Below are 21,380 nucleotides of genomic sequence, written 5' to 3'. Positions count from 1 at the left end.
TCATGAGTTACGACTTTAGTACTTACAGAAAAGACTTCCCTATATTAAATAAGGAGATGAGGGGGAACCCCTTCTCCTATCTTGATAATGCGGCTACTAGTCTGACGCCAAATCAAGTTATCCAGGCTGAGTCCGATTATTATCTGCATCTAGGGGCGAATATTAAGCGGGGTGTATACGAGTTTAGTGAAAAAGCCACATGGGATTTTGAAAATGTTAGAAGACAAGTAGCTGAATTTTTAAATGCCCGATCCGAAAGGGAAATCATTTTTACAAGAAATGCCTCTGAATCTTTGAACCTGGTTGCCTACAGCTATGGCGATGTGTTTATAAAAAAAGGTGATAAGATTGTCGCTACTGAGATGGAACATCATTCTAACCTTGTCCCTTGGCAAGAATTGGCTCAGAGAAAGGGCGCAACATTAGATTTTATTCCTTTACTTGATGATGCTACTTTAGATGAGGATTCTATAACTAAAGTCATCGATGAAAAGACTAAAATTGTGGCCATTACTGCTATGAGCAATGTAACTGGTTATATGCCTCCCATAAAGAAAGTTATTGAAGCGGCACATAAAGTTGGTGCTGTTGTGGTCGTTGATGGCGCTCAGTATGCGAGTCACCATAAAGTTGATCTTATAGAAATGGATGCTGATTTTTTTGCTATTAGTGCACACAAAATGTTAGGGCCTACAGGAGTCGGTGTTCTCTATGGTAAGAAAGATCTTCTTGATAAGATGAAACCTTTTCTTTACGGCGGAGATATGATTCAGTCTGTTAAAAAAGACAAAGCAAAATATCTTCCCACACCTGAAAAGTTTGAAGCAGGAACACCAAATATTGCCGGAGTATTAGCTTTTGGAAAGGCTTTGGAGTATCTTAATACTATTGATCTGGATAAGGTACTGGCACACGAAAAGACCTTATTAAATTATGCTCTTGAGTTAGCGGCTCAGGATCCGGATATTACCGTGTATGGTCCAAAAGATACCACATTCAGAGGGGGGGTCTTTAGCTTCAATGTAGGTGATATTCATCCCCATGATACAGGGAGTATTTTGGATAATCAGGGTATTGCTGTGCGAACAGGATTTCATTGTGCTCAGCCATTAATGATTCGATTGGGGGTTCCTGGAACAACAAGAGCCAGCTTCTATTTCTATAATACAAAAGAAGATGTTGATAGATTGTTTAAGGGCCTTCAGAAAGTAAAGGAGGTATTCAAATGAGTTTTGAAGATGATCTATACAAGGAAATCATACTAGAAAATTATAAAAGCAAGAAACATAGAGGTTCTATTGAAGCAGCTACTTTGGAACTGGAAGGTGCCAATCCTCTATGTGGTGATGATATAACTTTGTACTTTCAAGTAGAGGATGGTATTGTTACAGAAACAAAGTTTGAAGGTAGTGGCTGTTCTATCTGTATGGCTAGTACCAATTTATTGTGCAGCTCCTTAGAAGGGCGATCTATTAAGGATGTGGAAGGTATCATTACCCAATTCAAGGGTATGCTTCTTGATAATGAGACTCCTAATTTTCCTGAAGAGATTAGTGATTTAGAAGCATTAGAGGGAGTTAAAAACTACCCTGTAAGAATAAAGTGCGCTGTTCTTCCTTGGAATACAGCCACTGATATGATAAAGGAATTGAGCAATGGCTAAAGTATATACAAAGGAAAAAATATTAGAGATCATACATCCTGTCATTGATCCTGAAGTTGGTTTTTCTATTGTTGATATGGGTCTGGTCTATGAAGCAAGTATGTCTGAAAATGGGCTGGTGTATATTGAAATGACACTAACTACTCCTGCTTGTCCTCTTGGTCCGCAAATCGGACAGGAAGTAACAACAAGGTTGTTGGAGGATCCCTATATAACGGAAGTTGATTTTAATTGGACTTTTAGGCCCATGTGGGATCCTGCTACTATGGCTTCAGAAGAAGTCAGATGGGCAATGGGGATGTTCTAAAATTCTAAAATAAAAGTTCTTGCAGTAATGGCCAGTATCTCCAATAATGATAATATGATCATTGAGGAAAAATCTGGCTATACTGTGATTACACTAGAAATCGATCATTTAGATACTGTCAACACTAGTGAATTCATAAACAATATTGTTCCCACTATTTTATCCAGTAATGAGGTTATCCTCGATATGTCACGAGTTAAATTCGTGGATAGTTCAGGTTTAGGTGCTTTATTAAATGCTGTTAGAAGCTTAAAAAAACAAAATGGTCATCTAAAACTAGCTAATGTTCAAGAATCTGTAGCTGTGTTATTTAAAATGGTGCGACTGGAAAATGTCGTAAAATCATATCCTGATATTAATGCAGCCCTCAAGAAATAGAGTATGGAGATTTACAGTCGGGCAACAAGCCAAGTCTATGGTTTTGTAGTACTGTTTTTTGCCTGGTTTTCGTTGTTTGCCAGTCTTTTTCTATCAACAGGAATTACTAGTTTCTCTTTACTTACTGGCATTATTATAGCCCGTTTGATATTGCTTACAGGTTTAGGTTCTACTTTTTTGTTTATTACAGATCGAAAAAAGAGAGATACCCTTTTTTTTCTATCTCTTTTGGTTTTATTTGTCTCAAATTACCTAATAGAACTTCTTCAGGATATTCCTTACTACCATATCGAATTGTTACTTCTGTTATTAACCATATCAATTTATAGTCATCTAAAGGTCTTTCTCTTTTATTTCTGTATTAATATTATTTTCTTTATTCTTCTTTACTTTCTAGGCCCAAAAACAAGCGATATTAAATTCAATGTCTTCATTACTTTGGTTGGGGGGACTCTAGGCCTGTACACTCATTTAAATCGAAAGCATCTTAAAAAATTACTGAATCGAATTGAGGTCAAGCAAGTCGAGCAGAATAAAGAACTAGAACAACAGATAGAGTTTGAAAATATCATATCCGAAATCAGTGCTTCTGTTATCTATCTACCAGCCTCAGAGTTAGATTGGACTATAGATCTTATTCTCGAGACAGTGGGTTCCTATGAAAAAGTAGAGCGATGTTACGTTTTTACTTATGAGGATCATAAAGATCATTTGGCTCTTACTTATCATTGGAGTTTGGAGAACTCAGTTCTGGGTTTAAAATCCGGTGACCGCTTTGAGCTTTCCAGTTTTCCCTATATTGAACAACAGATTCAAAGCGGACAAATGATTATTGCTGTGAAGCCAAGTGACTTTCCTAAACAATTGCGTAAGGAATTGGATCAGATTACTGGAAATGATATCAATAGTATGTTGATGGCTCCCTTATTCTATTCTAACCGTGTGACTGGATTCTTTGGATTCGATTCTTCTCAGATAAGAGAAGAAGGGTGGTCTGAGAGAACTATGAACCTCATTAATGTTATAGGTCAGATTATTATGACCGCCATTGAACGAAAACGATCAGCGAATGTTATTCAAATGAATGATATTCGATTCAGTGAATTAGCCCGTTCCATTAAACAGGTTTTCTTTTTGGCCAATCGTGACTTTTCTTCCATGATTTATATTAGTCCTCCCTTTGAAAATATCTGGGAAATCCCTACTAAAAGTATTTACCATGATCCTTATGTATGGAAGGAGAGGATTCATCCAGCAGATAAGGAGCAATTAAATTTCGTACTAAAGGAAGACGTTCTAGCGGGCGAGTCTTTTGATATTGAGTGCCGACTCTTATTTGATAAGGGGCGTATTAAATGGATTCGCATGTCTGCTTTTCCTGTTGCTGATGATGAAGATACTGTTTACCGTTATTCTGGTATCATCGAAGATATAACAGAAGAAAAAAGTATATCACTTCGGCTGGCTGAAGCACGTTCTTATGAGTCCGATGTTAGTGCTCGTATACAGCAAACTCTTCTTCTAACAACGATAGATAGTCAGCTGGAAGGGGTGGATCTAGATGTCATGTCTATCCCCTCTCAATCTGTGGATGGTGATTTTTTTGATTTTTACCGCATGAATGACCACATACTTGATTTTGTATTAGCAGATGTTATGGGTAAAGGCATAGCCGCTGCATTAACAGGTGCTGCTGCAAAAAACAGTTTCAATCGAAGTCGCTTGGACTTAAGTATTGCTCATAGTGGAATTCCTAAACCAGAGGATATTGTCTCCAAAACTGATTTGTATGTATCTAAAGAACTAATCGATATTGGTAAATTTCTAACCCTCTACTACGTTCGTATTGATTCTAAAAGACATTCTCTTGATTTTGTCGACTGCGGTCATACTTCTATTATTCATTATTGTGGTCAATCTCAATCCTGCTGGATTATCAAAGGGGTCAATATGCCAATGGGCTTTACCGTTGGACAGGAGTATAAACAATTTCGGTTACCTTTAAGAAAAGGGGATATGTATTTTCTTTATTCAGATGGTATATCAGAAGCTGTTAATTCAGAAGGTGAGCTTTTTGGAGAGGAAAGACTTATCCATATCATCAGATCTCATGCAGACAAATCAGCAACAGAAATAGCCCAATTGGTAAAGGACTTGAGTTTTAGCTATGCTTATGAGGGGTTCAAAGATGATGTTACCTGTATTGCCTTCAAACCTCTATGGGAAGATAATACAGAGTATTGGAATCGAAGCTTCCCTTACTCTTCTGAGAGTATTAGAGATATCCGTGATTTTTCCCAGGAATTCCTGGATGATATTCTAAAAGACCTTATTAATGATGACAATAAAGCAGCTATAATCCTGGCTATTAATGAAGCTGTAGCCAATATTATGGAACATTCTAAGCCTAAGGATACATCCTTTGGTATTCAAATGGAGATGGGATTAGAAGAGGATTGGTTTTTTATTCGTATGACTTATATTGGTGACGAATTCAATTGGTTAGACTATCCTGAGCCTGACGTGACGACCTATCAGGATTCGGGATATGGGTTACATCTTATCCAGACTATAATGGACAGTGCTATTTATTATCCTGGAGAAAAGGGGCAATACCGTATATGTCTTAGTAAAAATCTAAGGCAAGATTAATTAGCCTTGATATTCTAACAAGGTTACCGCTTCAATATGATCAGTCCAGGGAAACATATCCACTGGTTGTACTTTTTTGGTCTGATAACCTTCTCCCTTCAATAATTCTAAATCTCGAGCTAAAGTTTCTGGATTACAGGATATATAAACGACTTTTCTCGGTTTTGCCTTGCCTAAGGATTGAATAAACATAGGAGTAGAACCACTTCGTGGAGGATCCATAAACACTACATCCAAAGGATGGCCTTCTTCTGCCAGGGCTTCCATAAATTGTCCGGCATCCCCTTCATAAAAGTAGGCATTACTGACTTTATTACGTTTTGCATTTCTTATGGCATCTTTTACCGCATCCCCATTTAATTCAACCCCAATAACCTGTTTGACATGGGAACTGGCTATGAGCCCAATAGTTCCAATTCCTGAATAAGCATCTAAGATGGTCTCATTACTTTTAAGTTGAGCTAATTCTAGAACTTTATTATAAAGGACTTTGGTTTGAACAGGATTGATTTGATAAAATGACTTAGCAGATATCTGAAAAGTCATACCACAGAGTTTATCTATAATATAGCCTTTTCCAAAGAGTACTACATCCCTTTTACCTAATACCATTGTTGTATCCTCATCATTCACATTTTGGATGATGGTTGTTATCTCAGGATGTTTATCACGTAATACTTTGATAAAGTTTTTCTTTCCAGGGAATTGAAGGGTCGTGACAACAAGTACAACCATCATTTCACCACTATCGAAACCTGATTTTATTAGTATATGTCTGAGGAAACCCTGTCTATTTAGTTCATTATAAGCTGTCATTTTGAAGGATTTCATTAAACCCTTAATAGTACTTACAATCTTGTCCCCTCGTTCATCCTGTATCAGGCACCTTTCAATAGGGACTAGTTTATGACTCTTTTCTGAGTATAAGCCATTAATCGTTCCCTTTCTTTTATCATAAGCAAAGGTAGAGTGCATTTTGTTACGATAGCTCCAGGGATGCTTCATCCCTATAATAGACGGGACAGTAGCAAAGGGGCTTAATAGTTGGCGTACTTTTTTATTCTTATATTCCAAGCTTTGTTCATAGGGTCTATCCAATAGTTGACAACCTCCACATTGCTTAAAATACGGACAAGGAGAATTATTTTTACTATGAGGATGAGCTTCCTTTTTGGGTGCTTCCAGGCTCACTCGTTTTGGGTATCTCTTAGGATGAGGCCCTTGTTTTCTACTGTTGCTCGTTTTTGCCTTTCCTGTGTGCTTTTCCTTCATTATTACCTTTCCTCTCCTTAACCTGGACAAGTTATACCAAAGCTATGGTCGTAAAGCAATGAGGAAGGTAAGGCTTTTCCTAATTTTTACGAGACTTCTGTAATTTGAAAGGGCTTGTAAAAGATTTTGAAAGGCCCTTTCAAAAAAATTGAAAGGACTAGTAAAAAAAGTTGAAAAGCCTTTTCGAAATGATAACCCCCTTTACATCTGCTCAAAAGAAGACTTGATTAGTCTAGGAAAGATGACTAAATTTGGTAGATCATTCATTATGGGAGTCATGCTTTGTTAAAAGATTATTTCGCTAATCAATCCTATGCCATCATTGCTGGGTATTGTGATAATAAGATTGTAGCCTTGATTGGAGGTATCCTTTTTAACAAAGAGGGAATGGTTATAATCTTTCCTAAAGCCAATCCCTATAGTGTGGGGCAAAAGATCACCATTCATTTGGATAGCCGTGTTGGTGTAGAAGAATTCGATATCAATCTCCGTGTTTATCGAAGTTCTGTTAAAGCTATTGTGACAAAGGTAGAAGAGAGAAGAATTTCAGTAATACTTGAAGATTATGAATTATTCTATTCTAACAATGTTGTTGATTCCTATAGAAAGGAAGGTTATCGATTTCCCGTTGATAATAGAAGTAGTATTACTCTTCCTGAAAGTACAATTGATCCTGTCATAGATACTGATCCTGTTATTCAGCGTAATAAGCTCGGTGTTCTTATTACCTCTGCTCCTGATAGACCTCATACTACTGTTATGGCGTTCCTCTCTACAAAACAAGATGATATTTTCATTATAAGCCAGAAGGGGTCTTTCAAATCCCATAATCTTCATAGGGATAGAAATGTGGCCTTTGCTATTGATCACAGACCAGAGTTTACCTTTGATAAAGCTATAGAATGGAATTATTCAATAATTATTGGTGAGCTTTTTAAAATATCCCCGAGTAATCCTGCTTTTAGTTCCATTCAATATGAATTTGTTGATAAGAATCCCTGGGAGACTGCTTTTTTTACAGATCCTTCTATCGAGATGTTTCATATTAAGGCCGTAGAGCTTCTTTGCCCTGAAAAACTCTACAAGTAGTTTATAACCTTAATTATTGTAACTAAATGGTGCTTCCTCTTGTCCAATCATAGTCATAATCTTGACAATAAAGACTTTACCATTCATATTACTAATAAGACTATGAAGGAGAAGAGTAGGTCAAAGAATTCTTGCTAGAGAGTAAAGGACATAGGCTGTAATCCTTTTCAAGGAACTTGATTGAAAACCACTCCTGAGTTGCCCACGGAAAGTTAAAGAATCACTTTGATTAGTATGCTGGGACGTAAACCAAACGATAGAGGTAAATGAAGTGCAGTATCCTTCGTTATAGTACAGAGAAGGACTGAATAAAGGTGGAACCGCGGAGAGCTTCTGTGCCCTTCGTCCTTATTTAATTAAGAGGACGGAGTACATGGAAGCTTTTTTTGTCTACAAAAGGAGAGATATATGTCAGAAAAATTAACTAAAGAAGAAAAAATATTCCGAAAGCGGCATTCAACTGCTCATATAATGGCAGAGGCTGTATTGCAAATATTTCCAGATGCCAAGATCGCTATTGGGCCTGCTATCGATGATGGGTTTTATTATGATTTTGATCTACCTCGAAAGCTTAAGGAAGAAGATCTTGAAGATATTGAAAACAGAATGCGGGATATTATCAATAAGGGAGCTTCTTTTGATAAAGAAGTCATTTCACGGGAAGTTGCCTTAGAACGATTTGCTGATCAACCTTATAAGGTTGAGCTTATTAATGACTTACCTGAAGATGCCGAGATCAGTCTCTACCATAGTGGTGATTTTGTAGACCTTTGCAAAGGTCCTCATGTGGAGAATTCCAGTCAGATTGATCCACGGGCTATTAAATTAATGTCTATAGCTGGGGCCTATTGGAGAGGTGACTCCACTAGACCTATGTTACAACGTATTTATGGGACTGTTTGGAATAATGCTAAAGAGCTTCGGTTTTATCTTAATAAATTAGAGGAACTCAAAAAACGGGATCACCGTAAGTTGGGTAAAGAATTAGATCTCTTCCATATGGTTGATGAAAATCCAGGTCAGATCTTTTGGCATGACAAGGGCTGGTCCATTTATCTAACTATTCAGAATTATGTACGTAATCGATTATCTGAACAGAATTATATTGAGGTTCATACCCCTTCTGTTATGCCTAAATCTCTATGGGAACGTTCTGGTCACTGGGCAAAATATAAGGAAAACATGTTTATAACAGAGAGCGAAAAGAGAGAATTTGCTCTTAAACCTATGAACTGCCCTGGACATGTAGAAATTTTTAAACAGGGGATTAAAAGCTATCGTGATTTACCTCTTCGTATGGCTGAGTTTGGGAGTTGTACACGTAATGAAGCTTCAGGAGCTCTTCATGGTATTATGAGAGTGAGAGGGTTTGTTCAGGATGATGCCCATATCTTCTGTACAGAAGAACAAATAGCTGATGAAGTAGTTCTCTTTGTTGATCTTTTAAAGAGCATGTATAAAGACTTTGGCTTTGGTGATGACAACATAATTGTTAAGTTCAGTACTCGACCTGAAAAAAGAATTGGTGAAGATGCCACTTGGGATAGGTCGGAAGGAGCATTAGCCAATGCTTGCAAAGTGGCTGGCCTGGAATATGAGATTGCTGAGGGAGAAGGTGCTTTCTATGGTCCTAAATTAGAGTTTACCTTAGTCGATGCTCTAGGTCGCCATTGGCAGTGCGGTACCATTCAAGTGGATTACCTCTTACCATCTAATGATAGACTAAATGCGTCTTATATTGGGGAAGATGACAATAAACATTCTCCTGTTATGCTCCATAGAGCTGTATTGGGATCATTAGAGCGATTTATTGGGATATTGATTGAACAATATGCAGGAGCTTTCCCTGTTTGGTTGAATCCTACTCAGGTCATGGTGATTCCTGTAGCTCAGAACTTTAACGAATATGCTCAGAAGGTAACAGCTCAATTAAAGGCCGCAGGTATCCGTGTGAAATTAGATGATTCTGATAACAGGATGAATGCTAAAATTAGGGCGGCTCAAAATGAGAAAATTCCTTATATGTTCATTCTTGGTGAACGGGAGGAATCGGAGAATCAAGTAAGTGTTCGTCTTAGAACTGGTGAACAGCATCAAGGGATGCCTTTAGAAGAAAGTGTGAACTGGGTTCTTGGTAAGATCAATACAAAGGAGTTAATATAGTGAATTCTGTGGAAGCGGTTAAAAAGTTAATAGAATTAGACAAAGAGTCACGAATTATTGAAGATATTGGAGCTATACTAGGTTGGGATCAGGAAACTTACATGCCAGAAGGGGCTGTAGAAGGAAGGGCAGATCAGGCCGCTTTTCTATCTGGTTTATCCCATCAACATAAAACAAATCCAGAGATAGCAGAATTGATCGCTCAGGCGAATAAAGATTTATCTTCATTAAATGATTTTGAAAAATCCTTTCTTGGTATAAGAGAAGAAGATTATAATAAGGAAACACGTCTGTCCAGTCAGCTCGTTAAGGATTTGACGAAGGCCACAGCTTTGGCTCAAAATGCCTGGGCCAAAGCAAGAAAGGAAGATGATTTTCAAAGTTTCGCTCCTTACTTGCAAAAAGTCTTGGACCTAACAAGACAAAAGGCAGAAGCCTTAGGATATGAAGAACACCCTTATGATGCTCTTTTAGAGGATTATGAGCCGGGAATGCGAGTCAACGAACTTAAGGCTATCTTTGGAGAACTGAAAGTGGGGCTTGTAGAACTTTTGGGTAAGATCCGTAAATCACCTCAAAATAGTGATGACTTAATTCGCCTGGACTATCCTGTTGATAAACAAGACGCCTTTGGCCGACAAGTTATGGCGGACCTGGGATTTGATTCCAACAGAGGTCGACTGGATCTGTCTACCCATCCATTTACCACGCAATTAGGCGCAAATGATATCCGCATCACAACAAGATACGACAAGAATTTTTTTAATGGTGGTATATTTAGTACCATCCATGAAACGGGTCATGCTCTCTATGAACAAGGTATTGGGGACAATATTAGTGGAACAACTGTAGGTGACGGTACTAGTTTAGGGATTCATGAATCACAATCCAGATTCTGGGAAAATATGGTTGGGAGATCCAAGGCTTTTTGGGAAGCCTATTGGCCTCAAATGCAGTCTTTATTTCCTGAGAATATGTCCTCTTTGTCTGTAGATGATTTATATAAAGCCTTTAATAAGGTTGAATCTTCCTTTATACGTACAGAAGCTGATGAAGTTACGTATAGCTTGCATATTATCCTTCGATTTGAAATAGAGTTAGCTCTTCTTGAAGGTTCTATTAAGATTCAGGATCTTCCTAGTATTTGGAATGAAAAGATGGAGGAACTATTAGGTATAGTCCCTTCCAATAATACAGAAGGTGTTCTTCAGGATGTTCATTGGTCTTTTGGTCTGATTGGATATTTTCCTACTTATTCTTTGGGAAACCTGTACAGTGCTCAATTTAAAGTCGCCATGGAAAAGGAGCTTGGTCCTATATCTGGTCTGACAAAGGATAAAAAGTTCAATATCATCCTTAATTGGTTGCACACTAATATCCATCAATGGGGACGCTTGAAGAAGGCAGGGGAGCTATGTAAAGAAGTGACAGGGGAAAATTTGAATCCTCAGTACTTTTTAGATTATCTTAATGATAAATACTCTGATATCTATGGATTTTAATATTAACTAATAAAAGGACGGTTTTATACACCGTCCTGCTTTTTTTTCTTTATTCCCAATAGAAACATAATTAATTTGTCAGCGGACCCCATTAGCAATATAAATGCTGTGGTAATCTCCAAGATATAGATGTAAGGTTCCAGGACTTTACCTAGGTCGGTTAATATAAACAATTCTGATCCATATAGGAACATCACCATAAAAACACTTAACTTCCCAAGAAACGAGGTTTCAAAGATTATTTTGCCTTCCTCTATTTTATATCTAAAAAGGTTAGGAAATTGGCTAAATCCGCGTACCAGAGTGAGTATAAAGATATAAACAGGGATAATCCTAAAATATAACATGAGTATTGATATGGCTAATATGACAAAATAATCAGCTGTACTATCGAGAAATTTACCTATCTTAGTTATGGTATTTGTTCTTCTTGCTATCTGCCCATCCAACAAGTCTGTCAGAAAAATGGCAGCGGTTATAACGACTGTGAGACGAGTTAGTGAATATTGAGAGGCTAGGTATACAAGATACATAAGTGATATTAAGGAAGATAATCGTAAAATGGTTAATAATGTGGCTAGATTTATGTAGGACATTTCTTCATTCGTTTTATCATAATAGAATAATCTGTCAAATTTTAATAATGTTATAAATATAATCCCGTTGTAGAGTACATTCACCGAACTAAAGATTAGGAAGTGATTAAGCTGTATGTAGTATTTGTATTGAAGAAGGTAGAATAGCAGTACTTCAAACACAGAAAATAGAAGAAGATTAATAAATAAGTTCCTATGTCTTCTTTGTTTAATAGTCATAGTCCTACTGTATGGTATGGATCCCTCTTGGTCAATCTATAATTTTTTATAAAGAAAAAGAGGCTGCATTAAGCAGCCTCCTTATATGGTCATCTCTAAAGATTATAGGATTTCACCCAATTTCTTGTAAGTTTCCCATGTGTTTTTCGCATCAGCTTGAGCTTCTTCAAACAATTTATCTGCTTCAGAAGGTGCTGTTTTCTTAAGTTGTCGGTATCTATTTTCACTCTTAATAAAGTCTTGGAAGTCACCCTTAGGCTCTTTTGTTTCCCAAGTGAATTTGCTTCCTGTTTCGTTAAGAGGATTGTATCTGTATAGTGGCCAGTATCCAGCTTCAACAGCATCTTTTTGTTTAGACTGAGTCTTGGACATATCGATACCATGTGCAATACAAGGAGAGTAAGCGAATATAATGGAAGGTCCATCATAAGCTTCTGCTTCTTGGAAAGCTTTAAGAGTTTGAGCTCTATTAGCACCCATTGCTATGGAAGCTACATAAACATAACCATAACTCATAGCCATGATACCCATCTTCTTTTTACCAAGACGCATACCAGCATTAGCAAACTTAGCTACAGCTCCAATGGGAGTTGATTTAGAAGCTTGTCCACCAGTGTTTGAGTATACTTCTGTATCAAGAACAAGGATGTTAACGTTTTTACCAGCAGCAAGAACGTGGTCAACACCTCCAAATCCAATATCATAAGCCCAGCCATCACCACCGATTATCCAAACTGATTTGTCTACAAAGTAGTCTGACAATTCTTTGATCTTAGCAACAGCTTCTTTTGTCGCTCCGCTAGCAGAACTTAAAGCTCCAGGAAGAGCAGCTTTAACAGCATCTTGAGCAGCATAAGCTTCATCATCAGTGCCTTTCCACAATTCCATTGATTTTTCAAGAGCAGATTTAAGTTCTGGAGTTGTTCCTTCAGCAAGAACTTCTTCAACTTTTGTCTTAAGTAGATCTCGGTTGCTGTCAACAGCCAGTCTCATACCAAAACCATATTCTGCGTTGTCTTCAAAGAGTGAGTTACCCCAAGAAGGACCTCGCCCATCTTTGTTTGTACAGTAAGGAATTGTTGGGAATGTACCACCATAGATAGAGGAACATCCAGTTGCATTCGCTGCTACCATTCTGTCACCGAATAATTGGGACATTAATTTAACATAAGGTGTTTCACCACAACCGGCACAAGCTCCAGAGAACTCAAATAGAGGTTGTTTGAACATTACACCCTTGAAAGTTGAAATTTTAACGCCTTCTGTTACATCGTTTGGCAGATTATCAAAGTATACAGCTTTTTCTGTTTCACCTTTCGCTCTCTGATCTTCAAGAGTAGAGAATTCAAGGGCTTTAACTTGTTTACGTCCAGGACATACATCAACACAAACACCACAACCTGTACAGTCTTCGATGTAAATCTGGATTCTGTAATCAAGATCTCTTTCATTCTTAGTACTAGACTTAAGAACTGTGAATTCACCAGGTGCAGCAGCTGTTTCTTCAGGAGTAAATTGTTTAGCTCTAATAACAGCATGAGGACAAGCCATAACACATTGGTTACACTGAATACAGTTATCTGCTAACCATTGTGGTACACGAGGAGCAATTCCTCTTTTTTCTAATTTTGTAGTTCCTGTAGGAATAGTTCCATCAAAGGACATTTTTGATACAGGAATATCATCACCTTGTTGGTGCATTGTTGGCTTAATAATATCTTTTGCAAAATCATTAGCATCGTCTGCAATTAATTTAGGTGCATCAAATGATTCTGTGATTGTTGATGGTACGGTTACTTCTTCAAGAGCTGCAGAAGCCATATCAACGGCATCCCAGTTCATTTGAATGATAGCATCACCTTTTCTTGAGAAAGTCTTCTTAATGTAGTTTTTGATAAGTTGTATAGCTTCTTCTTCTGGAAGTACACCAGAGATCTTAAAGAAGGCAGCCTGCATAACTGTGTTAATTCTTTGTCCCAAACCAACCTTAAGAGCAATCTTAAGAGCATCAATGTTGTAGAACTTAATCTTTCTATTGATGATTATTTCCTGCATATCCTTAGTAAGTTTGTTAAAAACTTCAGATGTTGGGATTTCAGAGTTAAGAAGGAAAACTCCTCCTTCTTTGATACAGCTTAACATGTCATATCGACCAATATACGCTGGGTTATGACAAGCAACAAAGTCAGCATGAGTGATTAACCAAGGCATGTTAACTGAGTCTTTACCAAATCGAAGGTGAGATACTGTGATACCACCTGATTTTTTAGAATCATAACTAAAGTAGGCTTGAGTATTTAGATCTGTGTTGTCACCAATTATCTTGGTTGAGTTCTTACAAGCACCAACAGTACCGTCAGAACCGAATCCCCAGAATACACAAGACTTAGAATCAGCTGCTGCAACAGAAATGTTTTCTTTTACAGGAATTGATTTATGAGTTACATCGTCATTGATACCAACAGTGAAACTATGGAAAGCTTCACCATCAAGGTGATCGTAAACAGCTTTTACATGGCTAGGAACAAATTCTTTAGAAGATAGACCATATCGTCCACCAATAACTTTAATGTCTTTGCCTGCTAGAGCTGCTACTACATCAAGGAACAATGGTTCACCAATGGATCCTGGTTCTTTTGTTCGGTCAAGTACAGCAATTTTCTTAACAGTAGAAGGAAGCGCTTCAATGAAGTGTTTTACACTGAAAGGTCTGTATAGTCTGACTTTAACCAGACCAACTTTTTCTCCCTTAGCTAATAAGTGTTTAACTGTTAAATCAATTGTGTCACAACCAGATCCCATAGCAACAATTACTTTTTCTGCATCAGGAGCTCCGACATAATCAAATAATCTGTAAGATCGTCCTGTAGCCTTAGATACCACATCCATATAGGATTGAACTATTTCTGGTAGTTCATCGTAGTATTTGTTAGTAGTTTCTCGACCCTGGAAGTATACATCTGGGTTTTGAGCCGCTACTTTTACGATTGGTTTTTCTGGTCGCATTGCACGATCTCTGAATCGTTCAATCAACTCAGGTTCAACCAATTCTTTCATAGTTTCATAAGAGATTTCTTCAACTTTCTGAATCTCATGACTTGTTCTGAAACCATCAAAGAAGTTTAAGAATGGTACTTGGGATTTGAGAGTTGCTAAGTGAGATACCAAAGCTAAATCCATTGTTTCCTGGATAGAGTTGGCTGCAACCATGGCAAAACCAGTATTTCTGGCACACATTACGTCAGAGTGGTCACCATAGATTGACAAAGATTGAGCGGCAATTGATCGTGCTGATACATGGAAAACTGTTGGCATCATTTCACCAGCAATTTTGTGCATGTTAGGGAGCATCAATAAAAGCCCTTGAGAAGCTGTGAAAGTTGTAGTCAAAGCACCCGCAGATAATGAACCATGAACTGATCCTGCTGCACCTGCTTCAGACTGCATTTCTATAACATCTACTTTTTTACCAAATAGGTTTTTTTGGCCTGCTGCGGCCCACGCATCTGAATACTCTCCCATTGGAGAAGATGGTGTGATGGGGTAGATAGCTGCAACTTCACTAAAAGCGTAAGCCACGTGAGCAGCTGCCATATTCCCGTCGATTGTAATCATCTTTTTATTGGACATGAAGATCCTCTTTCTATTGAAGATTTATTTGAACGAGTTTTATTGTACTCGCCATCAATTCAGAATGCAAGGTGGATAAAATTTTTGAGAGTTAGTCTCAACCTTCATTTGTAATCATAAAGAAGGCGGATAGTATCAAGGTCGGTGAACTTATCAACTAGATCAGAAGATATGTCTCTTGTCTTCACTTTTTTGTGAGACCTATCTGTAAAGCTTGCTGTCAGTTGATTAAATTTGTCAACAACAGCTTGGGACCCAAAATCTTTTAAAATATTATTTGTTATATCTTTATTTACGTTATTAGTCTCCCATCTATCCATAGATAGTCTGTTTCTGTCAATAATGGATTCTCTTAGCTTCTCATCTTGATGAGTGGTTTTGATTATATTGAGTTGATCATTCAAGGAAAGAAAGGAAAAGTCTATCCATCCCTCTTTACCTATTGTCTGTATTTTAATGCTAAGACTCTCCATTACTTGTGTATTAATATAAGCTTTAAGGCTCTTCAATTTATTAAGATAAGCGGTTTTGAGCCTGACAAGATCCTCTTTATTTATTGGAACTAACAATTCTGTATAAAAAGTCGACATCTGCCAATCAAAATATTTGTCAAAACCCTTCAGTATCGGTAATTGTCTTGCAAGTAAAGGTTTATTCCATATTTGAGAGTTAAGAAAAAGATAGCCAAAACCTTCTTGGACAGAAGTACTAATCACAGAGTGAGATGCACTAACAATATTTGTAAAGCTATACCCCTTTTGGGACAGAATAAGTCCTGCTGATGTAGCCGATGGAATGGGATATTCTTTAAGGAAGGATTCTATCTTTTGTGAGTAGTTTTTTTCTCTGTTTGATACCCCGGGAAGCGTGATAATAATATTATACTCTGGTTGAAGGATAGACCAAAACAAAGCTTCCCCAATATTTTTCCTTCTTATACTGCGTACAGGATAGAGACGAAAAGGGCAATCTTTTTTTATTCCTTTATAAAAAGTAGATAGATAACTCATCATATCATGAGATGTTTTAGGGTCCAATGGGGGAATGATCTCTTCCTTGATAGGATTGGGGAGAAAAAATACCTGGTCTTCATTTATACCATTTTTTCTCAAATAATCATAATCTCTGTAGTTGATCAATGCATATTTAACATGATTATTGAGAGGGTAAAGAGGCTTATTGAGATGTTTTCTCAGGAGGCTAAGATTGTCAAAACGTCCAGATTCCGGGAAATCATGGATATGGAGTAGAAATTTCTTATCCTTTGTTTGCTGTATTATGTCCAGCCAATAGGCTGTCAAAGGGATATTTTTACCCAGATGATAGTTATGTATCCATATTAAGTCATGTTGTCTTACAAAGGGGGTCAAAGACAGGGCAAGCTCTTGCTTGGAAGAAATTAATTCTTCATTAGAGGATACGTTTCTATAACCCACAGAAGGTAAAACTTCTATACTTACTTTATCGGATTTAGGAAAACACTTATTTACATTATCAATGTTGTCGGACTGACCAGATATGAGGGTAATATGTTCAACTGAGGCAAGGGTGAGTAAAGATTTAACTTGATCAATGATGACATTTGTTACTCCTCCAGGAAGTAAATGATAGTGTAGTATGAGTATTTTCATATTTATAGAATAACAGTTATGTAGTCTTTTTTTAAAGATTTGAAAATAAAAAATAAAACCAATACAATTGTCTTGTTATGAAGAGTAAAATATATCAGGAAATTGAGTATATCTATGGAAAAGGTCAAGCTGAAGGCCTTGTAGAAAGAGTTAGGAAAGTTTTACAGAAGTGGGAACCCTCTTTGCAGACTATAAACAAAGAATCAGAAAGTTCTTTAGCTGTGACTGAGGAGGACAGTGTGCTCATTACCTATGGAGATCAATTCCAAAGTTCAGGTCATAAGCCCCTTGAAGTATTAATGGATTTCATGACAGACCAGTATAAAGATATCCTTTCTACTATCCATATACTTCCTTTTAGTCCTTGGTCTTCTGATGATGGATTTAGTGTTATTGATTATAGAGAAGTTAAAAAAGAATGGGGGCAATGGTCTCATGTGGAACAGTTGTCACAATCCTTTGACCTGATGTTTGACTTAGTCTTAAATCATTGTAGTTCAGAAAGTTCATGGTTTCAGGATTTCTTACAGCAAAAGATTCCCTATGATGAGTACTTTATTTGTGTTGATCCTAAGACTGATTTATCGAAAGTCGTAAGACCCAGAGCTCTTCCTTTACTTAGTCCGTATCATACAGCGAGTGGAACAAAGTATTTATGGACAACTTTTAGTAAAGACCAGGTCGATCTTAATTTTGCTAATCCTAATGTGCTCATTGAGTTTATTGATATCATTCTGCTCTATATCTCTAAAGGGGCCAGAATTATACGCTTAGATGCCATCGCTTATCTATGGAAGGAGGTGGGAACCAGCTGTATTCACCATCCCAAAACCCATAGTTTTGTACGTCTAATGAGAGCTATATTGGATAAGGTTGCTCCTGGTGTTCTGATCCTGACAGAAACTAATGTTCCCCATAAGGAAAACATTTCCTACTTTGGAAATGGTACTAATGAAGCACATATGGTGTATCAATTTAGTCTACCACCCCTAACATTACATGCTTTTATCACAGGTAATACAGGTTTTTTACAGAAATGGGCGATGTCCCTTCCTCAGCCAGATGGCAAGAAAACTTATTTTAATTTTCTGGCAAGTCATGATGGCATTGGGGTTACCCCAGCTAAAGGGATTCTGGATGAGGAAGAATTAAGTAAAGTGTATAAGGCTGTAATGGAAAGAGGAGGTCTCATTAGCTATAAGGATACTACCAATGGACCTATTCCTTATGAGTTAAATATTAATTATTTTGATGCAGTTAGTGAGAAGGAGTTAGATAAGAGTCAGAGGAGTGCAAAATTTTTGACCAGCCAGGCTATTATGCTGGCCATGGCAGGTATCCCGGGAATATATGTGCATAGTTTACTAGGTTCAGAAAATGATCATGAAGGTGTAAGTCAATCGGGTATTAATAGACGTATCAATAGAGCGAAATTTAAAATGAAAGACCTTAATAAAGAACTAAAACAAAAAGGTTCCTTACGTTCTCTGATATCAGAAGGATATAAAACTTTATTGACAGCTCGTCGTAGAGAAATATCCTTTCATCCTAAATCTTTACAGAAAATCCTGAGAACCAATAATTCTGTCTTCGCTTTTGTAAGAGGAAGAGGAGATAGCTCCATCCTGTGTATTCATAATGTTACAGGTAATTATACTAATCTATTAATAAAAAAGTCAGATGTCCCTGATTTTAGAGGTTCCGGCTATAATATTATCACTCAGAAAAAACAGGAATTGGTTGAAAAAAAACAGGAATGGGAATTCGATTTAGAACCTTATGATGTCATATGGATGAGATTCACTCCATAATAGCTAAGATTGACAGGGGTTAACCCCCTTGGTATGCTTGTAAAAACTTCGGAGGCTCACTTGTATTTTGACAAATTAAAAGAAAAATGCGAACGCAAAAATAGTTTATTATGTGTTGGACTAGACCCCAGAATTAATGAAGGATTAACTGGCAAAGAAGCTAAGACTGCAATCATCAACGCAAATAAGGCATTGATTGAATCCACAGCAGCTTATACAGCTATTTACAAACCTAATTCGGCTTTCTATGAAGCTTATGGGGCGTATGGATTTGAGGCTCTAGAAGAAACTTTGACTTTAATTCCTGATGACATTGATGTTCTATTAGATTCAAAAAGAGGGGATATCGGAGCTACTGCCGAAGCCTATGCTAAAAGTGTTTTTGGGCATTTCAATGTAGATGCTGTAACTTTGGCACCTTATATGGGCATTGATGGTGTTACACCCTTTTTGGAATATGGGGATAAGGGAATCTTTATGCTATGTTATACAAGCAATCCCGGCTCTGCTGTATTTCAAGAAGTCAAGGATGCAGAGGGTGTTCCTCTTTATCATAGAGTCGCTGAAGAATCCCTTTCCTGGAATCCTAACATTGGCCTTGTTGTTGCCGGTAATAAATATAAGGCTCTCAGAGATGTGAGAAAAATTAGTGATAAGGCCTGGTTTTTGTCTCCCGGTATTGGAGCTCAAGGAGGGCAAATGGATGAAGCAATACAAGCTGGTCTAAATTCCGAAGGATATGGAATCATCCCGGTAGTTGTGAGAGCTATTGCCCATGCTGATAATCCTGGAAAAGCTGCAAAAGAGTATGTAGAACAACTAAATAGAGCAAGAGAACGCGTGTTAGGGTAATTGTGAAAGAATTATTTATATTTTTATGGCATGCGATCAATACCCCTATCCGAATATGGGATGGGGTTATCCTCTTTAGTTGGTATGATCTTATTCTTAAGGTTCTACTTCCATTAACTGTTTCTATCTTTGCCTATCGTTTATTGTCACGATTAATAGCCCAGGGAATTAATAAAGCTAGCTGGAATGATAAATTCAAAAAAAGTTTTCTTAAACTTTCACGGCTTATCCTACGTTTATCCTTTATAATATCCTTGGTTTTTGTCTTTTTTCATCTCTTTGGTGCTGAACTAGTAAGAATCGGTGATGTCTTCCTTAGAGTTCTTAATCAACCTTTTTTTACGACAGGTCAGACAAAGATAAATCTAATAACCTTATTACTTTTATTTCCCATCTTTTATCTAGCTAATTGGTTAGCAAAAATCACTAAGAATTTCTTTATTGCAGAAGTTTTTCCTACATTCAACTTGGAAGAAGAACGGATATCTGTTCTTGGATTGTTTATTAGATATTTTGTAGTGGCTGCTGTTAGCTTATTAGGTCTATCCATGATAGGTTTGGACTTGTCTTCCTTAACAGTTATCTTTGGAGTATTGGGACTGGGAGTTGGTTTTGGTTTACAAGGTCTTGTTAGTAATTTCTTTTCAGGATTATCGTTGATTTTTGCCAGACCTATCAGGGAAGGGGATCATATCTTTGTAGGGGATTCAGAAGGGATTGTTGATCATATCAAGCTTCTTTATACCAATGTCACCACGTTAACTAACGAATCCATTATCATTCCCAATTCTCATATTGTTAATGATGTAATTCATAATTACAGTTATAACGATAGGTCTATTATTCTTAAAATTGACTTTCAGGTAGCTTACGGAAGCAATCTTGAGCAGACTATTGAAGTGGTGGAAGAGTTGATGAACAACTGTCCTTACAAAGCCTATAACGAAACTCCCAAGGTTTATGTCAAATCCCTTGGGAGTTCTGGAATCGATTTAGAAGTATGGATTAAAATTGGAAATATAAAGAATAAAGTCAGAACTCGAAGTTGGACACTTCTAAATATATATGATGCTCTCAATAAAAATTCTATCAGTATTCCATTTCCACAAATGGACGTCCATTTCAAAGAGCCTACTTGATTTCGAAATCGTCTCCAGTTGATAAAGCCTTAATGATCTTGTCTTTTTGTTTTACTAGAATATCTTCAATGCTGATATTCGCAAAATAAGAAGTAATCTGATCTGTAGCATTGGCCCAGATATCATAGGTAAGACAATCATCACTGTTTTCACAGGTAGACATATTTTTTTCCTGACAAGCAACGCATGGAGTTAAATCCAGGCCTTCACCAACAGCATCAAAAACATCTTTAATGGATATTTCACTCTTGTCTCTATCCATTTTGAAACCACCACCAGGTCCTCTTACTGAAGAAATAATTCCGGACTTCTTTAGTCTAAAAAAGATTTGTTCCAGGAATTCTGGAGAAAGTTTTTCTTCTTCTGCGATAGTTCTTATGCTGATAGGTTTGTCTTTATAGTTAACAGCTAAATTAACAACAGCACGAAGAGCATATCGTCCTTTTGTAGTTACTCTCATATTAGTACCCTTATGT

16 protein-coding genes and 1 other annotated feature are annotated in these 21,380 nt (G+C 37.1%); of the genes, 11 read left to right on the top strand and 5 right to left on the bottom strand.

The window, feature by feature from the left end:
• Positions 1–2: 2 nt before the first annotated feature.
• From K345_RS0108440 to K345_RS0108420, 5 genes are read left to right on the top strand one after another with little or no spacing between them, the layout of a single operon-like run.
• Complete coding sequence (locus K345_RS0108440) at positions 3–1,229, top strand: cysteine desulfurase (protein ID WP_028973788.1); 1,227 nt, start codon at positions 3–5, stop codon at positions 1,227–1,229.
• Positions 1,226–1,663 carry a Fe-S cluster assembly sulfur transfer protein SufU gene (sufU, locus tag K345_RS0108435; protein ID WP_028973787.1) on the top strand — a complete coding sequence of 146 codons (438 nt, stop codon included), beginning with the start codon at positions 1,226–1,228 and terminating at the stop codon, positions 1,661–1,663. Before K345_RS0108440 ends, sufU begins: the two co-directional genes overlap by 4 nt.
• Complete coding sequence (locus K345_RS0108430) at positions 1,656–1,970, top strand: metal-sulfur cluster assembly factor (RefSeq protein WP_028973786.1); 315 nt, start codon at positions 1,656–1,658, stop codon at positions 1,968–1,970. The genes sufU and K345_RS0108430 overlap by 8 nt, the downstream gene beginning before the upstream one ends.
• Before the next feature lie 54 nt (positions 1,971–2,024).
• The gene (locus K345_RS0108425) at positions 2,025–2,348 is read left to right on the top strand and encodes an STAS domain-containing protein (RefSeq protein WP_169714787.1); all 324 of its coding nucleotides are present in this window, start codon (positions 2,025–2,027) and stop codon (positions 2,346–2,348) included.
• Between the two features lie 3 nt (positions 2,349–2,351).
• On the top strand, positions 2,352–5,000 hold the full coding sequence (locus tag K345_RS0108420; protein ID WP_028973784.1) for a SpoIIE family protein phosphatase: 2,649 nt from the start codon (positions 2,352–2,354) through the stop codon (positions 4,998–5,000).
• On the opposite strand, the gene rlmD is transcribed toward K345_RS0108420, so the two are convergent.
• Positions 5,001–6,272, bottom strand: coding sequence for a 23S rRNA (uracil(1939)-C(5))-methyltransferase RlmD (gene rlmD / locus K345_RS20330; RefSeq protein WP_083963691.1), 1,272 nt, complete (start codon positions 6,270–6,272; stop codon positions 5,001–5,003).
• 282 nt (positions 6,273–6,554) lie between these two features.
• Between rlmD and K345_RS20325 the strand changes: the two genes are divergently transcribed.
• The 3 genes from K345_RS20325 (at position 6,555) to K345_RS0108400 (ending at position 11,026) form a co-directional block, all read left to right on the top strand.
• Positions 6,555–7,361 carry a hypothetical protein gene (locus K345_RS20325; RefSeq protein WP_037571635.1) on the top strand — a complete coding sequence of 269 codons (807 nt, stop codon included), beginning with the start codon at positions 6,555–6,557 and terminating at the stop codon, positions 7,359–7,361.
• A 93-nt stretch (positions 7,362–7,454) separates the two neighbouring features.
• Positions 7,455–7,714: a binding site (T-box leader), on the top strand.
• A gap of 55 nt (positions 7,715–7,769) precedes the next feature.
• On the top strand, positions 7,770–9,524 hold the full coding sequence (gene thrS, locus K345_RS0108405) for a threonine--tRNA ligase (protein ID WP_028973783.1): 1,755 nt from the start codon (positions 7,770–7,772) through the stop codon (positions 9,522–9,524).
• On the top strand, positions 9,524–11,026 hold the full coding sequence (locus tag K345_RS0108400; RefSeq protein WP_037571632.1) for a carboxypeptidase M32: 1,503 nt from the start codon (positions 9,524–9,526) through the stop codon (positions 11,024–11,026). The genes thrS and K345_RS0108400 overlap by 1 nt, the downstream gene beginning before the upstream one ends.
• A gap of 23 nt (positions 11,027–11,049) precedes the next feature.
• On the opposite strand, the gene K345_RS0108395 is transcribed toward K345_RS0108400, so the two are convergent.
• The 3 genes from K345_RS0108395 to K345_RS0108385 form a co-directional block, all read right to left on the bottom strand.
• A complete protein-coding gene (locus K345_RS0108395; protein ID WP_028973781.1) occupies positions 11,050–11,841 on the bottom strand; it encodes a CDP-alcohol phosphatidyltransferase family protein in 792 nt (263 codons plus the stop codon).
• 102 nt (positions 11,842–11,943) lie between these two features.
• Complete coding sequence (gene nifJ / locus K345_RS0108390) at positions 11,944–15,471, bottom strand: pyruvate:ferredoxin (flavodoxin) oxidoreductase (RefSeq protein WP_028973780.1); 3,528 nt, start codon at positions 15,469–15,471, stop codon at positions 11,944–11,946.
• A gap of 104 nt (positions 15,472–15,575) precedes the next feature.
• On the bottom strand, positions 15,576–17,102 hold the full coding sequence (locus K345_RS0108385; RefSeq protein ID WP_028973779.1) for a glycosyltransferase family protein: 1,527 nt from the start codon (positions 17,100–17,102) through the stop codon (positions 15,576–15,578).
• Positions 17,103–17,179: 77 nt separating this feature from the next.
• Here K345_RS0108385 and K345_RS0108380 point away from each other — a divergent pair, with 77 nt between their 5' ends.
• Genes K345_RS0108380 through K345_RS22315 form a run of 3 tightly spaced genes read left to right on the top strand, consistent with a single transcriptional unit; the run spans position 17,180 to position 20,904 of the window.
• Complete coding sequence (locus tag K345_RS0108380; RefSeq protein ID WP_028973778.1) at positions 17,180–18,913, top strand: sugar phosphorylase; 1,734 nt, start codon at positions 17,180–17,182, stop codon at positions 18,911–18,913.
• A gap of 33 nt (positions 18,914–18,946) precedes the next feature.
• A complete protein-coding gene (gene pyrF / locus K345_RS0108375) occupies positions 18,947–19,765 on the top strand; it encodes an orotidine-5'-phosphate decarboxylase (protein WP_053228160.1) in 819 nt (272 codons plus the stop codon).
• Between the two features lie 2 nt (positions 19,766–19,767).
• Positions 19,768–20,904, top strand: a complete 1,137-nt coding sequence (locus K345_RS22315; protein WP_053228159.1) for a mechanosensitive ion channel family protein — start codon at positions 19,768–19,770, stop codon at positions 20,902–20,904.
• Here K345_RS22315 and K345_RS0108365 read toward each other — a convergent pair.
• Complete coding sequence (locus tag K345_RS0108365; RefSeq protein ID WP_028973776.1) at positions 20,897–21,364, bottom strand: RrF2 family transcriptional regulator; 468 nt, start codon at positions 21,362–21,364, stop codon at positions 20,897–20,899. The two genes, K345_RS22315 and K345_RS0108365, sit on opposite strands and share 8 nt — an antisense overlap.
• Positions 21,365–21,380 lie beyond the last annotated feature (16 nt).

Origin of the sequence: Spirochaeta cellobiosiphila DSM 17781 (genome assembly GCF_000426705.1) — a bacterium.
GTDB classification, from domain to species: domain Bacteria; phylum Spirochaetota; class Spirochaetia; order DSM-17781; family DSM-17781; genus Spirochaeta_E; species Spirochaeta_E cellobiosiphila.
The sequence above is the reverse complement of the archived record's forward strand: the minus strand, read 5'-3'. Positions and strand labels throughout refer to the sequence as shown.